Origin of the sequence: Nonomuraea sp. NPDC048882 (assembly GCF_040649755.1) — a bacterium.
GTDB classification, from domain to species: domain Bacteria; phylum Actinomycetota; class Actinomycetes; order Streptosporangiales; family Streptosporangiaceae; genus Nonomuraea; species Nonomuraea maheshkhaliensis.
In genome coordinates, this window is sequence record NZ_JBEZGB010000030.1 from 73,575 (window position 1) to 91,385 (window position 17,811).

Here is a 17,811-nt window from a genome sequence, read left to right on the forward strand (position 1 = left end):
GCGAACGACGACGAAGAGGGACGCCATGTTCTCCATCGGAGTGAACACCTGGGTCTGGGTCTCCCCGCTGACCGACGACGAGCTGGCGCGGCTCGCCCCCCGCGTCGCCCGGTGGGGGTTCGACGTCATCGAGTTGCCCGTCGAGCGGCCCGGCGACTGGGACCCCGGCAAGGCCGCGGCGGTGCTGGCCGAGCACGGGCTGACCGCGTCCGTGGTGCTGGTCATGCCGCCGGGGCGCGAGCTCGTGGCCGCCTCCCCGCAGACCGTCCGCGACACCCAGGACTATCTGCGGCACTGCGTCGACGTGGCGGTGACCGTCGGCTCCCCGGTGATCGCGGGGCCGGCGTACGCCTCGGTCGGCCGCACCTGGCGGCTCTCGCCGGACGAACGCCGAGCCGTCTACGCCGAGCTGCGCGAGAACCTGCGTCCCGTCCTGGACCACGCGGCCGGGCGCGGGATCAAGCTCGCGGTCGAGCCGCTCAACCGGTACGAGACCAGCCTCCTCAACACCGTCGAGCAGGCGCTCGACGCGTTGCCGGAGGACTGCCACCTGGCCCTCGACGTCTACCACCTCAACATCGAGGAGAAGGACCCCGCCCGGGCGGTGCGGGCCGCGGCGGATCGCCTCGCGCACGTGCAGGTGTGCGGCACCGATCGCGGCACACCGGGGGCCGACCGCTTCGACTGGCCGGGCTTCGCCGAGGCCCTGCGCGACGCCGGCTACGAAGGCCCGCTCGTCATCGAGTCGTTCACCGCGCACAACCGGACCATTGCCACCGCGGCCTCCATCTGGCGGCCTCTCGCGCGGAGCCAGGACGCCCTGGCCGTGGACGGCCTGGCCTACCTGCGCGCGCTTTGAAAGTTCCCACCGTTGCCGGCACCCCCTCAGGAGATCCTTCATGCGAAGATCACGCCTGTTCCGCGCCCTGGTCGCAGCCTTATCAGGGCTGCTGCTGTCCTTGTCGCCGCCGGTCGCGCACGCGGCCGCGCCCCAGTTCAAGGTGCTGCTGTTCACCGAGACGGCGAGCGGTGCCTTCCGGCACGACTCCATCCCCGCCGGCGTCGCGATGTTCCAGCAACTGGCGACCGACAACGACTTCCAGCTCGACCACAGCGAGAACTCCTCCGTCTTCACCGACGCGACGCTGAGCACCTACGACGCGGTGATCATGTTTCAGACCAACGGCATGGTGTGGGACAACGACGCCCAGCGCCAGGCCTTCCAGTCCTACGTGCGCAGCGGCCGCGGCGTCGTGGCGATCCACAACGCCACCGACATGAACATCGAGGCACAGTTCCCCTGGTGGGACCAGATCGTCCTGGCCGGCGCCCACATGACCGCGCACTCGTCGATCCTGCAGGGCACCGCCAAGGTGGCCGACAAGGCCCACCCCGCCACCAAGGGGCTGCCGGACCGGTGGGTGCGCTCGGAGGAGTGGTACAACTTCGACAAGAACACGCGGGGCTCGGTCCACGTCCTGGTGACCGCCGACGAGACCACCTACGACGCGGGGCCGAGCAGGATGGGCGCCGACCACCCGATCTCCTGGTGTCACAACCCGGAGGGCGGCCGGGTGTTCGCCACCGCGATGGGCCACCAGACGTCCTCCTACGCCGAGCCGCTGTTCAGGCAGCACCTGCTGGGGGCGGTGCAGTGGGCGGCGGGCGCGGCGCCGGGCGATTGCGGCGGGACGGTCGCGGCCCGCTTCCAGAAGGTCACCCTCGACGGCGCGCCGGACCAGCCGATGGAGCTGGACGTGGCCTCCGACGGCAGGGTCTTCTACATCTCGCGCTCCGGCAAGGTGAACCTCATCCCCGCCAACGGCGGTGGCACGCGCGTCATCGGCACCCTGCCGGTGTACGACGGCGGCGAGGACGGCGGCATCGGCCTGGCGCTGGACCCGGGCTTCGCCACCAACGGCTGGATCTACATCAACTACTCGCCCGCCAATGGCGGTGAGGTGAACCGGGTGTCGAGGTTCACCTTCAACGGCACCGGCCTCGACCTGGCGAGCGAGAAGAAGGTCATCGAGGTTCCGGCGTACCGCAACGTCGACGAGCCCGGCCACACCGGCGGCTACCTCGCGTTCGGGCCGGGCGGGAACCTGTACATAGGCCCCGGCGACGACACCAACCCCAACGGCTCCAGCGGCTACGCCCCGATCGACGAGCGGCAGGGCCGGGAGCACTACGACGCCCAGCGGTCCTCGGCCAACACCAACGACCTGCGCGGCAAGATCCTGCGCATCCACCCCGAGACCGACGGCACCTACACGATCCCGTCCGGCAACCTGTTCGCGCCCGGCACCGCCAGGACCCGGCCGGAGATCTACGCGATGGGCTTCCGCAACCCGTTCCGCTTCGCGGTCGACAAGGTGACAGGCTGGATCTCGGTGGGCGACTACGGTCCCGACGCGGGCGCCGCGAACCCCAACCGCGGCCCCGAGGGCACCGTCGAGTGGAATCTGATCAAGCAGCCCGGCTTCTACGGGTGGCCGTACTGCGTCGGCAACAACCTCCCGTTCAACGACTACAACTTCGCCACCGGCACCTCCGGCGCGAAGTTCGACTGCTCGGCGCCGGTCAACAACTCGCCCAACAACACCGGCCTGACCAGCCTGCCGGCAGCCAAGGCCGCGACCGTGTGGTACAACTACCACGCCTCGGCCGAGTTCCCCGAGATCGACTGCTGCGGCGGCGCCGCCCCGATGGGCGGCCCCTTCTACCGCTACGACGCGACCGGCGGCTCGGACCGGAAGTTCCCCGCCTACTACGACGGCACACCGTTCTTCTACGAATGGAGCCGCAACTTCGTCAAGGAGTTCCGCCTGGACTCCTCGGGCAACCTCCTGAAGATCAACCCCTACGTGGCGCAGCTCGCCCCGCGGGCGCCGATCGACATGAAGTTCGGCCCGGACGGCGCCCTCTACATGGCCGACTGGGGCAACGGCTTCGGCCACGCGAACACCGACGACAGCATCTACCGCATCGACTACGTGGCCGGAAACCGCGCGCCCCTGGCCAAGGCGAGCGCCAGCCCCGACTCGGGCGCGGCGCCGCTGACGGTGGCGTTCTCCTCGGCCGGCTCGGCCGACCCCGACGGCGACGCCATCACCTTCGCCTGGGAGTTCGGCGACGGCGCGACCTCCACCAGCGCCAACCCCTCCCACACCTACAACGCCAACGGCACCTACACCGCCAAGCTGACCGTACGGGACGCGGGCAGCAAGACGGGCAGCGTCACGGTGCCCGTCGTCGTCGGCAACACCCGTCCCAAGGTGGCCTTCTCGGCTCCGCCCGACGGCGGGTTCATCGACTTCGGCGACGAGGTGGACTACACGGTCAACGTCACCGACGCCGAGGACGGCGCCGCCGACTGCGCCAAGGTCAACGTGATCACCGCGCTCGGCCACGACCAGCACGCCCACGACACCGGCCAGTACACCGGGTGCACCGGGACGGTCACGACCACGGCCTCCGGCCATGACGAGGCCTCCAACGTCTACTACGCCCTGTCCGCCGACTACACCGACTCCGGCGGTCTGAAGGGCTCCGCCGGCATCACCCTGCAGCCCAAGCACAAGCAGGCCGAGCACTTCACCGGCTCGTCCGGGATCCGCGTCATCGACGAGTCCGGAGCCGAAGGCGGCAGGCGCATCGGTGACGTCTCCAACAACGACTGGATCTCCTTCACCCCGATCAGCCTGTCCGGCATCGACACGGTGTCCTTCCGCGTCTCGGCGCCGTCCGGCACCGGGGCCTCCATCGAACTGCGCGCCGACTCGCCGACCGGGGCCCTCCTCGCCACCAGCACCGTGCCGGCGACCGGGGGCTGGAACACCTACGTGTCGCTGCCCGCGGTGCGGGTCACCGACCCCGGCGGCACGCGCAATGTCCACGTCGTGTTCAAGGCGCCGTCCGCGAACGCGTTCGACCTGGACTCCATCACTTTCAACGGCAGGGGCGTCGGCCAGGGCGACGGCTCGCCCCCGGACACCACGAGCGCGCTGCGAGGCGCCGGGTCGGGCCGGTGCCTGGACGCCGGGTCCTCGCAGGCCAACGGCACGCAGGCGCAGATCTGGGACTGCAACGGGCAGGCGAACCAGCAGTGGACCACGACCAGCGCGGGCGAGTTGCGGGTCTACGGCGGCAAGTGCCTGGACGTGAACGGCGCAGGCACGGCCGACGGCACCACGGTCATCATCTGGGACTGTAACGGGCAGAACAACCAGAAGTGGCGCCTCAACGCCGACGGCACCATCACCGCCGTCGGCGCGAACAAGTGCCTGGACGTGCCCGGCAACGCCACCGCCAACGGCACTAAGCTGACCATCTGGTCGTGCCACGGCGGCGCCAACCAGCGCTGGACCCGTACCTGACCCCGGCCATGGCGCGGGCCGTCACCGGCATCCCCTGGCGACGGTCCGCACCATGGTCAGGACGCCTGCGTCAGCGACATCACCGCCCATGGAGCGAGTTCGACGTCCAGGTCGAGCACCCCGTCGTCGGGCACGATCAGCGTGTACCGCAGGAGCGCGTCGGCGACGCCGCTCAGGTGGTCGTGCTCGGCCCGGGACAGGTTGAGCGGCGAGCCGAGCCGGTACCACGCCTCGGCGACGTTGCCGTGCTCCCAGTCCAGGATCTCGACGAGGAACGTCCCGCCGGGCCGCAGGCCGCCGATCGGATGGCGGACGCGCCTGGCGGGTCCCCGTTCGGCCAGCGCGCGGGCCGCCGGGTAGGAGCCGCACGCGGCGACGCCCTTCATCTCCATGTCCTCGGGACAGTTGAAGAACACCGCCGACACGGCCGACGTCCGGCTGTCCCGGGTGACGACCCCGTGGGGCGTCGAGAGCAGCAGCCGGTCGCCGAGCCGCCCCAGCATCGTGAACGCGTGGAACGTGGGCTTGTGGATGCCGCCCTCGTTCACCAGCCCGAACCCGCCGTGGAACGGCCCGATCCCGGCACCGCCCTCCTCGAACACGTCCGTGAACGTCCAGTACGAGATGGAGTCGGCCAGGGACGCGCACCGCAGGTACGACCGGGTGATGTAGGCCGCCGCGAACGGCGTGTCGTGGATGAAGTCACGGGCCGAAGGAGACGTGGACCACTCGCTGATGTGGATCTCCGCCTCGGGATACGGGCTGTCGCGCACGAGTTCGCCCAGGAGGGTCAGGTGGGCAAGCTGACGACCCCGACGATGGGATGGGAGGTGCGAACACCGGCCACTGAGGATCCACCGTAGACATCCGGTCGGCTGCTCGGGCACCAACCGTGGCCGACCATCAAAGGAGTTTTTACCTGCCATTTTTAGGCTGTCACGGCAGGTCACACCCTCAGAGCGGCGGGCGCGGGTTCGCCGCGATCACCGCCGCGCTCCTGACGATCGCGGCGGTGCTGCTCGTGCCGCGGCCGGCGGCGGACACGCCGTGGCTGACGGTCTCCGAGGACGGCTACGCGTCCTTCACCGTTCCGATGGCCGCCGTCGAGGCCGCTGTGGGCCCGGTGTCGCAGGTCGTCATCGAGGGCAACATCGGCCCCTCGTCCACCTGGGCGGAGTTCGGCCTCACCCGGCGGGGCGACGCCTGGTCGGGCGTCCTCGGCCCGCTCAAGCCCGGGCTGTACTCGTACCGGGTCACGGGCGAGCCCTACCCCGTGCTGTTCCTGCAGCCGGGCGACGGCGTGAGCGCCACTGACTGGCTCGACCTCGGCCGGGCCAGGCAGATCCTCGACCACCACTTCCTCGACGGGAACCTGGTGCCGATCTCCAGCGACCCCTCGCGGCAGGCCCTCGCCGGTCTGTCGATGGGAGACGGGCAGACGTTCGGGATGCTCAAGGCGAACCCCGGCCGCTTCGCCTACGTCGCGGCCTTCTCGGCCGGGTTCGGCAGCGGCGCCGGCGTCGACACGCAGGCGATCAACGACGGCACCAGGCTGCTGCGCCTGTACGTCGGCGACCGGACGGACTTCGTCTACCCGTCGTTCATGGCGTCCCTGGACACCCTGAACACGCTCGGCATCCGCTACGAGTTCGACGGGGTCACCCCCGGGCCGCACGGCTGGGACGAGTGGCAGAAGAACCTCATCGATCTCGCTCCGCGCCTGTTCAAGCGCTGATCGTCCAACGCTGAGCCGCAAGCGCTGAGCGAGATCGCCTGGGCGTGCTGTTAGCGCTCACATGAAGATCGGCGCGACGGACGGGGCCCGGGTGCTCTCCACCCGGGCCCCGTCCCCGCCCGATCGCTCGGTCTCCACGGCGGCGCACGACCTTCGTGCGCCGCGATCCGCAAGGGAAATATGCGAATGAACAAGAACCGGATCTCTGCCGCGGTGGCCGTGCTGGCCGCCGCGACCACGCTCACGGCCTGCTCCTCCGGCGCAGGAGGGGCGGCGCGACCACCGCGAGCGGCGGCGGCGCCAGCAACTGCACGAACACGATCCCCAAGAAGGAGCTGCCGGTCGTGACGATGTGGGGCTGGTACCCCAACATGCAGCTCGTCGTCGACAACTTCAACAAGCAGAACGCCGATGATGCGGCCCGCGGTGGTCACGGTGCTGCTCCTGTCGGCCGTGGCCTCGTGGAACAACTACTTCCTGCCCCTCGCCATGCTGTCGGACAACCGGCTCTTCCCCGTCACCGTCGGGCTCGGCCTCTGGCAGGGCATCGCGTCGGCCAACAACGCGGGCAGCACCTCACTCTGGAGCCTGATCATCCTGGGTGCTCTCGTCTCGGTCGTCCCGCTCGTCATCGCCTTCTTCAGCCTCCAGCGGCACTGGCGGGGAGGATCGTCCGTCGGCGGCCTGCGGTAGCCGCGAGGCCGGCTCAGGCGGGCGGGGGCGGAGCGGTGCTGGCGCGGACGACGAGCTCCGTGGCCAGCTCGACCCGGTTCTGCGCCGGCGGCTCGCCCTGGGCCAGGGCCAGCAGCATGGTCGTGGCGGCGGCGGCCATAGCGGTCAGCGGCTGGCGGATGCTGGTCAGCGGCGGGATCGCCCATCGCACCGACGGCATGTCGTCGAAGCCGACGACGCTGAGGTCGTCGGGGATGCGCAGGCCGAGCTGGTGAGCCGCGTGGTAGGCGCCGATGGCCTGGCCGTCGTTGGTGGCGAAGATGGCGGTGGGCCGGTCGGGCAGGCGGAGCATGCGGTGCGCCGCCGCCAGGCCGCCTTCGATGAGGAAGTCCCCGCGGCCGATGAGCTCGGGGTCGGCGGGCAGGCCGGCCATGTCGAGGGCGGTGCGGTAGCCGTCGAGCCGGGCCCGGCTGGACAGGGCGGCGTCGGGGCCGGTGATGATGGCGATGCGGCGGTGCCCGAGTTCGAGGAGATGACGGGTGGCGGTGAGGCCGCCGTTCCAGTTGCCGACGCCGACCGAGGGGATGTTCCCGCTGGGCACGTCCGCCGGATCGAGCAGGACCAGCGGGATCTCGCGGCGGGCGAGCTGCTCGTGCTGGATCTCGGTCAGGCCGGAGAACACGGCGATCACGCCGCTCGGGCGGCGCCGCAGCACGCCCTCCAGCCAGGCGTCCGCGGTGGACTGGTCGCGGCGCAGGTCGGAGATGCCGACCGTAAGGTCGTGCTCGCGCGCGACGTTCGCCACGCCCTTGGTGATCTCGACGGGGTAGTCGCCTTCGAGGGCGTGGAAGACCAGCTCCACCAGGGCCGTCGGGGTGGAGCGGCGGCGCTGGCGGCGATAGCCGTGCCGGCTGATGAGTTCCTCGACGGCGGCGCGGGTCTTGGACGACACCTCGGCGCGGCCGTTCACGACCTTGGAGACCGTCGCGGTGGAGACGCCGGCCAGCTCGGCGAGCTGGGCGATGGTGAGAGGGGACGACTCCGTGGTCATGGCGGCAGTCTAGTCAGGGGAGGCGGGACGACTCTGTGGTCATGGCGGCAGTCTGGTCAGGGGAGGCGGGACGGACCGGTGGCGCGAGCACGCCGTGCGGCCACACCCGTCCGCTCCCGGTGCGGACGGGTGTGGCCGCTGTCCTCAGGGGCCAGGGGGATCAGCTCGCGTTGTAGGTCCACTTCTGGTTGCTGCCGCCCCAGCAGCTGTAGAGCTGCAGGCCCGTGCCGTTGCCGGTGCCGCCGCCGACGGCGTCGAGGCAGAGCCCGGACTGGACGCCCACGATCGTGCCGTCGGAGTTGACCCGCCACTTCTGGTTGTCGCCGCCCCAGCAGGAGTAGATCTGGATCCGGGCGCCGTTGCCCGTGCCCGCGGCGTCCAGGCACTTGTTGCCGTAAACCCGCAGCTCACCGGACGAGGTCTGCGCCCATTGCTGGTTGGTCTGGCCGTTGCAGTCCCACAACTGCACCGCGGTGCCGTCGGCGGTGCCGGCGTTGGGCACGTCCACACAGCGGCCGGAGGCCGTGCTCTTGAGCTGCCCCTCGTCTCCGCCGCCGGGCGGCGGCGTCGTGGTGCCGCCGTTGAGCGCGTTCAGCACGGCGGTGTACGCGGCCTTCTTGTTGCCGTTGCCGTCGAAGAGCAGCGCACTGGCGCCGGAGCCGAGCCAGGAGTCGGTGTCGCGCACGCCCCAGACCGAGATGCCGGTGCACCGCGGCACCGCCAGGCAGTCGTTGACGACGTTGGCGTACGTGGTGGCCGAGCCGCCCTGGATGTCCAGCTCGGTGATCTGCACGTCGACGCCCAGCGCGGCGAAGCTCTGGATGGTCGTACGGTAGTTGCTGTTGTACGGGCTGTTGCCGTTGAAGTGCGACTGCAGGCCAACGCAGTCGATCGGCACACCACGCGACTTGAAGTCGCGGACCATGTTGTAGACGCCCTGCGTCTTGGCCCAGGACCAGTTGTCGATGTTGTAGTCGTTGTAGCAGAGCTTGGCGGCCGGATCGGCGGCGCGCGCGGTGCGGAAGGCCACCTCGATCCAGTCGTTGCCGGTGCGCTGCAGGTTGGAGTCACGCCGGCCGCCGGAGTTGCCGTCGGCGTAGGCCTCGTTGACCACGTCCCAGGCGTAGATCTTGCCCCGGTAGTGGTTCATGACGCCGTTGATGTGATCGATCATCGCCTGGCGCAGCGTGCCGCCCGACAGGCCCTGCATCCAGCCCGGCTGCTGGTTGTGCCAGGCCAGGGTGTGCCCGCGAACCCGCTTGCCGTTCTGCACGGCCCAGTTGTAGACCCGGTCCCCGGCGGAGAAGTTGAACTGTCCCCGGTTGGGCTCGGTGGCGTCGATCTTCATCTCGTTCTCGGCCGTGACCATGTCGAACTCGCGGCCGGCGATGGTCGTGTAGGCGGAGTCGCCGAGTTTGCCCGAGGCGATGGCGGTGCCGAAGTAGCGGCCGCTCTGCTGCGCCGCCGCGCCCAGCGTGCTCTCCGCGGCAACGGCCGGGAACGCCGTCGCCAGTGCCGTGATCAGGCCGAGTGCGCCGATCGCGCCGGTGATCAGTGCTCGGCGGCGGGCGCGTTGAGGTCGCCTGGCGGTGAGTGGGGGCATGTCGGGTACAGCCATGCTTGAGCCTCCAGGGGCGAATCATGGGTGCGGTACGAGCTTGTCGTCGGAGCGCGTACTGGAGGTGGGGGAGCTCACCTCGGGCACTCAGTGTGTGAAGGTCGCCGAAAGTTGTCAAGAATCAAGTGAAACTTTCGTAACAGCTCGTTCCTCGAGAGGGGCTTTGTGCTGGTGCGTTGGGTGGCCAGGGCCGTTGAAATGTTTCGGATCGACCACTGGGCCGGCCGAGCTTCTGTGAAACTTTCATCGCCCCGTCATGCTCGATTGATCGCCTCTACCTGGCCCATCCCGAGGTGGCCGGGGTTCATCGCCGTCACCGTAAGCTAAGGCGCTCTTGACAGTATCTTTCCGCCTCATGTTCGCTACCTTCCGCCACTGCCTTCAAGGAGCTCGGCCCGTCGGCGTTAGCGCTAACAGCGGAGAGGCGGAACCATGAACCGAGGCGAACCGCGAACGAGCCGGTACGTGGGCGTCGGCGCCGCTGTGGTGGCGCTGCTCACGGCGGGGATCACCGCGCTGGCCATGTTCCTGACGGCCACGCCGGGCGCCTCGGCCGCGGCGTTAACCGAGGTGACAGGCTTCGGCGCCAACCCCGGCGGCCTGCGGATGTACGTGTACGTCCCGGACGGGGTGGCGGCCAGACCCGGCGTGCTGGTGGCGATGCACGGCTGCAACGGCTGGGCTCCGTCCTTCCACCAGGGCACCGAGTTCGCCTCCCTCGCCGACCGGCACGGCTTCGTGGTCATCTACCCGCAGGCGAACAAGAGCGCCAACGGCCTGTCCAACTGCTTCGACGTCTGGTCGGCCGAGGCGCTGCGGCACGGCGGCGGCAGCGACCCGGTGTCGATCGTCTCCATGACGAACTACGTGCTGCAGCGCTACAACGGCGACCCGCGGCGGGTCTTCGCCACCGGCTTCTCCTCCGGCGCGATGGAGACGCTCAACCTGCTCGCCACGTACCCGGACGTGTTCCAGGCCGGCGCGCCGTTCGCGGGGGTCCCGTACGGGTGCCTCGGCCCCGCCGGCTGCGGCGACAAGACCCCGCGGCAGTGGGGCGACCTGGTCAGGGACGCCTACCCCGGCTACACCGGGCCCCGGCCGCGGGTGATGGCCTGGCACGGCACCGCCGACGACGTGCTGCCGTACACGATGCTGCAGGAGGAGACCGACCAGTGGACCGACGTGCACGGGCTGAGTCAGACCCCCACCGCCACGGACAGCCCGCAGTCCGGCTGGACCCGGCGGGTGTACGGGTCCGGGCAGGTGGAGACGTACACGATCAGCGGCGCCGGCCACAACCTGCCCCACCCCGGGATGGCCGCGCACGCCATCCGCTTCTTCGGCCTGGACGACGGCTCGTCCACCACCACGCCGACCCCGCCGCCCGCCGCGCAGATCAGGGGCGTCGGCTCCGGGCGCTGCCTGGACGTGCCCAGCGCGGCCACCGCCGACGGCACCCAGGTGCAGCTGTGGGACTGCAACGGGCGCGCCAACCAGCAGTGGACCGCCACCGCGGCCGGTGAGCTCCGGATCTACGGCGGCAAGTGCCTCGACGCGGCCGGCGCGGGCAACGGCGCCGGCATCCAGATCTACGCCTGCCACGGCGGCGCGAACCAGCGCTGGCGGCTGAACTCCGATGGCAGCATCACCGGAGTGCAGTCTGGGCTGTGCCTGGACGCGGTGGGCCAGGGCACCGCCAACGGTGTCCGGCTCCAGCTCTACACCTGCCACGGCGGCGCGAACCAGCGCTGGACCCGCACCTGAGCCCTTCGGCGGGCTACCGGCCCGGCTCCGCCAGGTCGTGGCCCGCGCCGATCACCCGCTCCACGACCTCGGCCAGCGGCTCGGACGCGTCGACGATCGTCGCGCCACGGCGCTCGTAGATCGGTTGCAGCCGAGGGTTCCACATCAGGGCTGCCGCCAGCTCCTCGGGGTGCCGGCCGAACGTGTTCGTCGTCCGGGTGGCGAGGCGGTGGCGGAGGGTGTCGTCGTCGATCACCAGGCACACGATGAGGTCGAACAGATCACGTACGTCCGCTTCGTTCTCCACCGACCCGCACAGGAACGCGACCCGGGAACGGGACTCCTCGGCGAGAGCCTCGACGCGCTCACGGACGATCACCCACGCATGCCGATCGAGCCAGCCCTCGGGAACCGGATCCGGAGGGTCGGTCACCACCTCGCCGTTGTCCCGATCCATCCAGCGGCTGAAGCCGTCGTCATCGGCGTCGAACGCGACGTGGCCGCGAGCCCGCAACATCCCGCAGACCGTGGACTTACCGGTGCCGGAATTCCCCGTCACCCACACCAGCGGCATGCGGCCAGTGTAGATACGATCATCGAGACCCCGCTCGCATTTATGGCCACCTCCGAAGCACGGTGCAGATGGAACCGCCAAGCCACCGGGAACGCCCCCTCCTCTTCCTCGACGTCGACGGGCCGCTCCTGCCGTTCGGCGATGGCTCACGGCCTCCGCCGTCGGGTGGCGGGCACCTGGCCCGGCTCGACCCGCAGGTGGGGCTCCGGCTGGCGGCGCTGCCGTGCGACCTGGTCTGGGCCACGACCTGGGAGGACCAGGCGAACGCCGAGATCGCCCCTCGGCTCGGGCTGCCACGGCTGCCGGTCGTGAACTGGCCCGAGCCCTCCGCCGAGGCCGAACGCGAGGACCGGTGGTTCGGGCTGTGCTGGAAGACCAGGACGCTGGTGGCGTGGGCGAAGGGGCGCTCGTTCGTCTGGGTCGACGACGCGATCACCGACGCCGATCGCGACTGGGTGTCCGCACACCATCCCGGCCGGGCCCTCCTCCATCACGTCCTGTCGCCCCGGGGCCTCACCGACGACGACTTCATCGCCCTCGACCACTGGCTGCGAGCGGTCTGATCCACGGCGGTCGTCCGGTGGCTTGAGTTCGCCCATAGGCGAACTTCTAGCGTCGTCGCCATGACCGACAACTGGCATTTCACCGAATGGGCGTACAAGCCGGTCGCTTTCATCGGATACGGCGCCTCCGGCGGCATCAGGGCCGTGGAGCAGTTGCGCGGCGTCATGCCCGAACTGCGGGCCACCACGATCCGGGAGGCGGTGCTGATCCCGATGGCGTGGGAGCACCTGGACGCCGACGGCCGGTTCGTCCCGCCGCCCGGCACCGCGCAGGCGCTGCACGTGACGATGGGCGAGCTGCGGACCTGGGCGAGTGCGTTGCGTTCCGTCCGGATCCCCGACCTGGCCGGCCGGCAGTGAACAAGCTGACCAGGCCCGAACTGCGCGCCGCGGTCGTGCTGGCGTTCGGCGGGCTGATGGCGGTGCTGGACGCCACGATCGTCGTGGTGGCGCTGCCGCGGCTGATGGCGGCGTTCGGCACGTCGCTGACCTCCGTCCAGTGGATCATCACCGCGTACACGCTGGGCATGGTGGCGACGATGCCGCTCGCCCCCGGGCTCGCCGCCCGCTGGGGCGCCCGGCGCGTCTACCTGGTGGCGCTGGCCGGCTTCGCGGTCGCCTCGGCCGTCGCCGGGGCGGCCGGCGACCTGGGCTGGCTGATCGCCGCGCGGGCGGCGCAGGGGCTCGGCGGCGGGCTGATGACGCCGCTGGGGATGGCGATCGGGTTCGGCGCGGTCGCGCCGGAACGACGCGGCCGGATGGCGGCGGTCAGCGGCCTGCCGCTGCTGATCGGGCCGATCCTGGGCCCGGTGCTCGGCGCGGCGCTCCTGGGCGCCGGGTCGTGGCGGGCGCTGTTCTTCCTCACCGTGCCGCTGGCGCTGGTGGGGGCCGTCGGCACGCTGGCCTGGCTGCCGGCCGATCCCGCACGGCGGCAGCGGGTCCGGCTCGACCTGCCCGGGGCGCTGCTGCTGGTGCCGGGCATCGTCGCGGTGGCGTACGGGATCGGCGCGAACGACAGCGCCGCCTGGGCACGGATCGCCACGGTGGCCGCCGGCGCGGCGCTGGTCGCGGCGTTCTCGGTCCGGGCGCTGACCCGTCCGGAGCCGCTGCTGCGGATCCGCCTGTTCGGCGATCCGGCGTTCGGCAGGGGCGTCGCGGTGCTCGCCCTGTACGCGGCCCCGTACTTCGGCTCGGCCCTGCTGATGCCGACGTACGTACAGACGCTGCGGCTCGACAGCGCCTCGGTCACGGCCGCGCTGATGATCCCCGGCGCGGCCGGCATGGGCCTCAGCCTCCAGGTCGCGGCCAGGCTGCTGGAACGGCTCGGCGCCCGCCTGGTCGTCGGCACCGGGCTCGGCCTCGCGATCACGTCCGGGCTCGTCCAGGTGATCATCCTGCGGCCGGACACCCCGTACCCGCTGCTCGGCCTGCTCGGATTCGTCCAGGGAGCCAGCACCGGCGCGATCATGATGCCGACGATGTCCAGTTCCAGCCGTAATCTGCACGGCCCCGACCTGGCCTCGGGCTCCGCACTGCTGTCGCTGGTGAGCACGATCGCCAACGGCATGGGCACCGTACTGATCAGCACGCTGTTCACCGCGCTGACGGGCGCCATGACCGGCGGCGCCTCGCTCGCGGCCCTGGCCGGCCCGGGGACGGCGGAGCGCGCCGCCCAGGCGGTCGCCGTCACCGACGCGCTGCGCTGGGCCCAGGTGGCGGCCCTCGTCCTGATGGCGCTGGCCCTGGTCGTACGGTTGCGCTCCCCGGAGCGGGCGTCGGCGATACTGGAGCGGCGAGAGCCGGCCGCGACGAAGGCGAGAGGTGGGACATGACCGTCACCGAGCTGACGGTCGGGCAGGTGGCCAAGGCCGCCGGGGTCACGGCCAACGCCGTCCGCTTCTACGAGCGCTACGGCGTGATCAACGCCCACCGCAACGGCGGCAACGCCCGCCGCTTCACCGTCGACGCGATCTGCCGCATCAGGCTCGCCCTCGCCGCGCAACGGGTCGGCATCACGCTCAAGGAGAGCGCCGAGATCCTCGCCGGCATCCCGCCCCTCTCCGGCGATCTCGGTCTGTGGGTCGGCGCGGGTGAGGAACTCATCCGGATGGGACGTTCCCGGATCGATCGGCTCCAGGCGACCGTGGACGAACTGGCCAGCATGGACTTCCTCCAGAACGACCCGCGCGCCTGACCCTCCTGCGTGGATGACGCTCCGGCGCCTAGATGCCGGACGCGCGTACGACCGCGCCCGCCGTCCTTCCGAAGGCTCTTCTCCACCTCACCCCCAGCAGGAAGACACCATGCGTACTCTCCATGGCAAGACCGCTCTCGTCACCGGCGCGAGCAGGGGCATCGGCCGGGCCATCGCCCAGCGCCTGGCCGGTGACGGCGCCCGCGTCGCCGTCCACTACGGCGGCGACGAGCGGGCCGCCGCGGAAACCGTCGCCGCCATCGAGGCGGCCGGCGGGCAGGCCTTCGCCCTGCGCGCCGAACTGGGCACGCCCGGCGACGCCGACCGCCTGTGGGCCGCCTTCGACGAACACGCCGCCGAACTGGACATCCTGGTCAACAACGCCGGCATCCTCAACGACGAGCCCGGAATCGAGCACGTCACCAGGGGGCAGTTCGAGCGGATCTTCGCGGTCAACGCCACTGCCCCGTTCTTCGTCACCCAGCTCGCCCTGCCCCGGCTGCGCGACGGCGGCCGGATCGTCAACATCTCCACGATGCTGACCCGGGGCGCGTTCATGCCGCAGTCCATCAGCTACGCCATGTCCAAGGGCGCGCTCGACGTGCTCACCTCGACCCTCGCCAAGCAGCTCGGCCCGCGCGCGATCACCGTCAACACCGTGGCGCCCGGCGTCATCGACACCGACATGCACCAGGGCAGACTCGTCGGGGACGCGCTGGCCTGGGTGTCGTCGCTGTCCCCCATGGGCCGAGTGGGCACCCCCGAGGACGTGGCCGGCGCGGTGGCCTTCCTGGCCCGCGACGACAGCCGCTGGGTGACCGGCCACTGGCTGGACGCCTCCGGCGGAACCCTCCTCTGACGCTCCCGTACGCCCCGAGATCGGGCGGGGTGCGGGCGGGTCACTGCCAGGCGGACAGCAGGCGCTGGAACTGCTCGTTCGCCTGGATCGGGTCGAAGTCCGGCATGGCCGCGCGCATGAGCTCGTGCGTCTGGTCCTGGGCGTCGGCGCGGGCCGCCCGTACCGCCGCGAGGGTCTGATCGGCCAGTTCCTGGCTGTTCATCCGCTTCGCGCGGGGGCCGTAGGTGACGGCGAGGACGCGGCCGTTCACGTCCGTGGTCGCCTTGACCTGGCCTCCCGCCGTCTCGCCCGCTCCCACGATCTGGTCGAGGTCCTCCTGTGCCGTCTCCAGCCAGGCCAGCACCCGCTCGCCCTCGCGGGCGATCTCCTCGATGTGCTGCTCGGTGATGTCGGCGGGGTCGAACTGGGGGTGGTGGTGCACGCTGCTTCCTCCGTGCCTGATCAGCGAGCCGTCCAACAGGGGCGGGCTGTCCTGGGTGAGCGGGCCGTACGAGATGGGGCGGGTCATCCGAGCCGCGATGGGGCGGGTCATCCGAGCCGCGATGGGGCGGGTCGTCCGAGCCGCGATGGGGCGGGTCGTCCGGGCGCGGGTCATCCGAGCAGGTCGCGGGCGACCTGCTCGACCCGGCCGCGGACGAACGTCTCGTCGAGCGGCTGGGGCAGGGCGGCGGCGCCCTCGGCCGCGTCCGCGATCTCCTGCGCCTTGCGCGCCGCCTCGTCCTGGGCCGCCCGGAGCACGGCGGTCACCTCACGGGCGAGTGCCGCCTCTTCGAGTCGTAGCGCCCTCGGGTCGATGCGCAACCGGGTCGGCTCGCCCTCGCCGACGGCGGCCGCCTCGATCAGCCCGTCCTTGCTCCTGGCCACACCCTCCACCCGCCGCATGGCGTCCTGCGCCTGCTGAAGGTCGCGGATGACCCGCTGGCCCTGGGCGAAGTATTCGTGGAGGTATTCGTCGTCGTTGTCGGGTGTGGGTGGCCGCATGTAGGACCTCCGGCGGTGAGGAGAGCGGACGGCCGACCAGTTTAGACACATCCGGCCGTGTTTCATGACACGGAGATTCACGTCTCATGAACGACAAACATCACGAAGATCCTGACAAGTGACGATATTGTGCTGCGCCATGACGGGACTTGAGATCGCCTTGGGGGCGGTGGGGCAGCAAGCCACCCGGGTCAGGGCCCACGGTGAGGACTACAACGCCGCGCTCTCCCCGCTGAAGGAGCGCGGCGACGGGGTGTCCTCGTTCGGGGACGACGGTCTGTTCGGCATGTTCACCAGCATGTACGCCGAGTGCCGCGCCGTGTCGATGGCCGCGCTCGACGGGTTGTCAGGGACGATCGCCGGCACCGGCGACAACCTGCACGCGGTGATCAGGAACACGCAGGAGGGCGAGGCCGCGAGCACCGAGAGCGTCCAGAAGCTCGATCGCTCATGGCTGTAGTGCTTCCCCCGGCGGCGGCCGGGATCATGCAGCTGCTCGGCCCCTGGCCGAACATGAACGAGGACGAGGTCAGGGCCGAGGGCAACGCCGCGCGGGTGGCCCAGGCCGGTACGGCCCCCGCCGCGGGCGGCGCCGACGCCGCCGTACGCAACACGCAGCAGGTCTACCGCGGCCAGTCCGCCGCCGGCATGGAGACCCACTGGAACAGGACCGGCGCCCAGGGCGGCCACGTCGCGCAGGCGAACGCGGCGATGCGGGTGATGCCGGCGGCCCTGGACGGCACCGCCACCGTGGTGTCGGCGGTCAAGGTGGCGGCGGGCACGCAGGCGGTGTTCACCGCGGTCGGGGTGGCCAAGGCGCTGGCGTTCGGCGGGGCGGTCGGGGCGACCGTCGCGACGGCCCGGATCCTGGCCTCGCGCCAGGCGGTCAGGAAGATCCTGCGCGAGGGCAGCGAGGGCACCGGCAAGGTGATCGCCCCCATCGTGCGCCGCCGGGTCACCGAGCCGATGCGCCGCATCCTGGACGACCTGCGGCCCCCCGGGCCACGCCTGGCCATGGCCGGCCCTCGCGGCGGAGTCCCGCTGCGGCCGTCCGGCCTGCGCAACCCGACTGGGCCCCGGTCCGTCAAGGACGGCATGATGCAGATGGCCCGCGGCAACCGGCGCGGCGGCCGGGGCAACAGCGGCGGCCGGGGGAGTGGCGGCGGGCGCGGCGGCGGCGGCTTCTTCTCCCGCAACTCGAACCAGGGCTCGCGCCACGACGGAAGAGTCCACGGCGATCCGCCCACCAGCGCCAGGGGCATGAGCGAGGCGGAGGCCAAGAAGGCCCAGGAGATGCTGGAGAAGAGCATCAAGGCCAGGAAGGCGGAGGAGGAGAGGAAGGGCTGGGAGGCCGGGCACGCCGAGCGGCTCAGGCGCGAGGAAGCAGCGCTGCGCCAGCTGAAAGAGGACATCAAACGGCAGTACGGTCAGTGAGAGCAGCA

19 protein-coding genes are annotated in these 17,811 nt (G+C 71.0%); 12 read left to right on the forward strand and 7 right to left on the reverse strand.

The window, feature by feature from the left end:
* Window positions 1-25: 25 nt before the first annotated feature.
* Together AB0C27_RS52650 and AB0C27_RS52655 are read left to right on the forward strand one after the other, a co-directional pair.
* A complete protein-coding gene (locus AB0C27_RS52650) occupies window positions 26-859 on the forward strand; it encodes a sugar phosphate isomerase/epimerase family protein (RefSeq protein WP_357862265.1) in 834 nt (277 codons plus the stop codon).
* Window positions 860-899: 40 nt separating this feature from the next.
* Entirely contained in the window at window positions 900-4,379 is a 3,480-nt protein-coding gene (locus AB0C27_RS52655) for a ThuA domain-containing protein (protein WP_357862266.1), read from the forward strand.
* 56 nt (window positions 4,380-4,435) lie between these two features.
* On the opposite strand, the gene AB0C27_RS52660 is transcribed toward AB0C27_RS52655, so the two are convergent.
* On the reverse strand, window positions 4,436-5,152 hold the full coding sequence (locus tag AB0C27_RS52660) for a hypothetical protein (protein WP_357862268.1): 717 nt from the start codon (window positions 5,150-5,152) through the stop codon (window positions 4,436-4,438).
* A 239-nt stretch (window positions 5,153-5,391) separates the two neighbouring features.
* On the opposite strand from AB0C27_RS52660, the gene AB0C27_RS52665 reads away from it, so the two are divergent.
* Window positions 5,392-6,114: a hypothetical protein gene (locus tag AB0C27_RS52665; RefSeq protein ID WP_357862270.1), complete on the forward strand. Its 723-nt coding sequence runs from the start codon at window positions 5,392-5,394 to the stop codon at window positions 6,112-6,114.
* A gap of 241 nt (window positions 6,115-6,355) precedes the next feature.
* Here the strand turns inward: AB0C27_RS52665 and AB0C27_RS52670 are convergent, their stop codons facing one another.
* On the reverse strand, window positions 6,356-6,487 hold the full coding sequence (locus AB0C27_RS52670) for a hypothetical protein (RefSeq protein ID WP_357862272.1): 132 nt from the start codon (window positions 6,485-6,487) through the stop codon (window positions 6,356-6,358).
* Between the two features lie 38 nt (window positions 6,488-6,525).
* On the opposite strand from AB0C27_RS52670, the gene AB0C27_RS52675 reads away from it, so the two are divergent.
* Window positions 6,526-6,807, forward strand: a complete 282-nt coding sequence (locus AB0C27_RS52675) for a hypothetical protein (RefSeq protein WP_357862274.1) — start codon at window positions 6,526-6,528, stop codon at window positions 6,805-6,807.
* 13 nt (window positions 6,808-6,820) lie between these two features.
* Here AB0C27_RS52675 and AB0C27_RS52680 read toward each other — a convergent pair whose 3' ends face one another.
* Both AB0C27_RS52680 and AB0C27_RS52685 read right to left on the reverse strand, forming a co-directional pair.
* Window positions 6,821-7,837 (reverse strand): LacI family DNA-binding transcriptional regulator, encoded by a 1,017-nt coding sequence (locus AB0C27_RS52680; RefSeq protein WP_357862275.1) that lies wholly within the window; start codon window positions 7,835-7,837, stop codon window positions 6,821-6,823.
* 160 nt (window positions 7,838-7,997) lie between these two features.
* Window positions 7,998-9,455 carry an endo-1,4-beta-xylanase gene (locus AB0C27_RS52685; protein WP_357862277.1) on the reverse strand — a complete coding sequence of 486 codons (1,458 nt, stop codon included), beginning with the start codon at window positions 9,453-9,455 and terminating at the stop codon, window positions 7,998-8,000.
* Window positions 9,456-9,887: 432 nt separating this feature from the next.
* Between AB0C27_RS52685 and AB0C27_RS52690 the strand changes: the two genes are divergently transcribed.
* Complete coding sequence (locus tag AB0C27_RS52690) at window positions 9,888-11,219, forward strand: PHB depolymerase family esterase (protein ID WP_357862279.1); 1,332 nt, start codon at window positions 9,888-9,890, stop codon at window positions 11,217-11,219.
* Between the two features lie 13 nt (window positions 11,220-11,232).
* Here the strand turns inward: AB0C27_RS52690 and AB0C27_RS52695 are convergent, their stop codons facing one another.
* Complete coding sequence (locus tag AB0C27_RS52695; RefSeq protein ID WP_357862280.1) at window positions 11,233-11,772, reverse strand: AAA family ATPase; 540 nt, start codon at window positions 11,770-11,772, stop codon at window positions 11,233-11,235.
* A gap of 68 nt (window positions 11,773-11,840) precedes the next feature.
* On the opposite strand from AB0C27_RS52695, the gene AB0C27_RS52700 reads away from it, so the two are divergent.
* The 5 genes from AB0C27_RS52700 (at window position 11,841) to AB0C27_RS52720 (ending at window position 15,388) form a co-directional block, all read left to right on the forward strand.
* Window positions 11,841-12,335 carry an HAD domain-containing protein gene (locus AB0C27_RS52700; RefSeq protein ID WP_357862282.1) on the forward strand — a complete coding sequence of 165 codons (495 nt, stop codon included), beginning with the start codon at window positions 11,841-11,843 and terminating at the stop codon, window positions 12,333-12,335.
* 60 nt (window positions 12,336-12,395) lie between these two features.
* The gene (locus AB0C27_RS52705) at window positions 12,396-12,695 is read left to right on the forward strand and encodes an NAD(P)H-dependent oxidoreductase (protein WP_357862284.1); all 300 of its coding nucleotides are present in this window, start codon (window positions 12,396-12,398) and stop codon (window positions 12,693-12,695) included.
* Window positions 12,692-14,167, forward strand: coding sequence for a DHA2 family efflux MFS transporter permease subunit (locus AB0C27_RS52710; protein WP_357862286.1), 1,476 nt, complete (start codon window positions 12,692-12,694; stop codon window positions 14,165-14,167). The genes AB0C27_RS52705 and AB0C27_RS52710 overlap by 4 nt, the downstream gene beginning before the upstream one ends.
* Window positions 14,164-14,529 (forward strand): MerR family transcriptional regulator, encoded by a 366-nt coding sequence (locus AB0C27_RS52715; protein WP_357862288.1) that lies wholly within the window; start codon window positions 14,164-14,166, stop codon window positions 14,527-14,529. The genes AB0C27_RS52710 and AB0C27_RS52715 overlap by 4 nt, the downstream gene beginning before the upstream one ends.
* Window positions 14,530-14,638: 109 nt before the next feature.
* The gene (locus tag AB0C27_RS52720; protein WP_357862290.1) at window positions 14,639-15,388 is read left to right on the forward strand and encodes an SDR family oxidoreductase; all 750 of its coding nucleotides are present in this window, start codon (window positions 14,639-14,641) and stop codon (window positions 15,386-15,388) included.
* Window positions 15,389-15,428: 40 nt separating this feature from the next.
* Here AB0C27_RS52720 and AB0C27_RS52725 read toward each other — a convergent pair whose 3' ends face one another.
* Both AB0C27_RS52725 and AB0C27_RS52730 read right to left on the reverse strand, forming a co-directional pair.
* Window positions 15,429-15,896, reverse strand: a complete 468-nt coding sequence (locus AB0C27_RS52725; protein ID WP_357862292.1) for a YbaB/EbfC family nucleoid-associated protein — start codon at window positions 15,894-15,896, stop codon at window positions 15,429-15,431.
* An 83-nt stretch (window positions 15,897-15,979) separates the two neighbouring features.
* On the reverse strand, window positions 15,980-16,369 hold the full coding sequence (locus tag AB0C27_RS52730; RefSeq protein WP_357862294.1) for a YbaB/EbfC family nucleoid-associated protein: 390 nt from the start codon (window positions 16,367-16,369) through the stop codon (window positions 15,980-15,982).
* Window positions 16,370-16,508: 139 nt separating this feature from the next.
* Between AB0C27_RS52730 and AB0C27_RS52735 the strand changes: the two genes are divergently transcribed.
* Window positions 16,509-16,829, forward strand: a complete 321-nt coding sequence (locus AB0C27_RS52735; protein WP_357862296.1) for a hypothetical protein — start codon at window positions 16,509-16,511, stop codon at window positions 16,827-16,829.
* Entirely contained in the window at window positions 16,820-17,803 is a 984-nt protein-coding gene (locus AB0C27_RS52740; RefSeq protein WP_357862298.1) for a hypothetical protein, read from the forward strand. Before AB0C27_RS52735 ends, AB0C27_RS52740 begins: the two co-directional genes overlap by 10 nt.
* The last annotated feature ends 8 nt before the right edge of the window (window positions 17,804-17,811 follow it).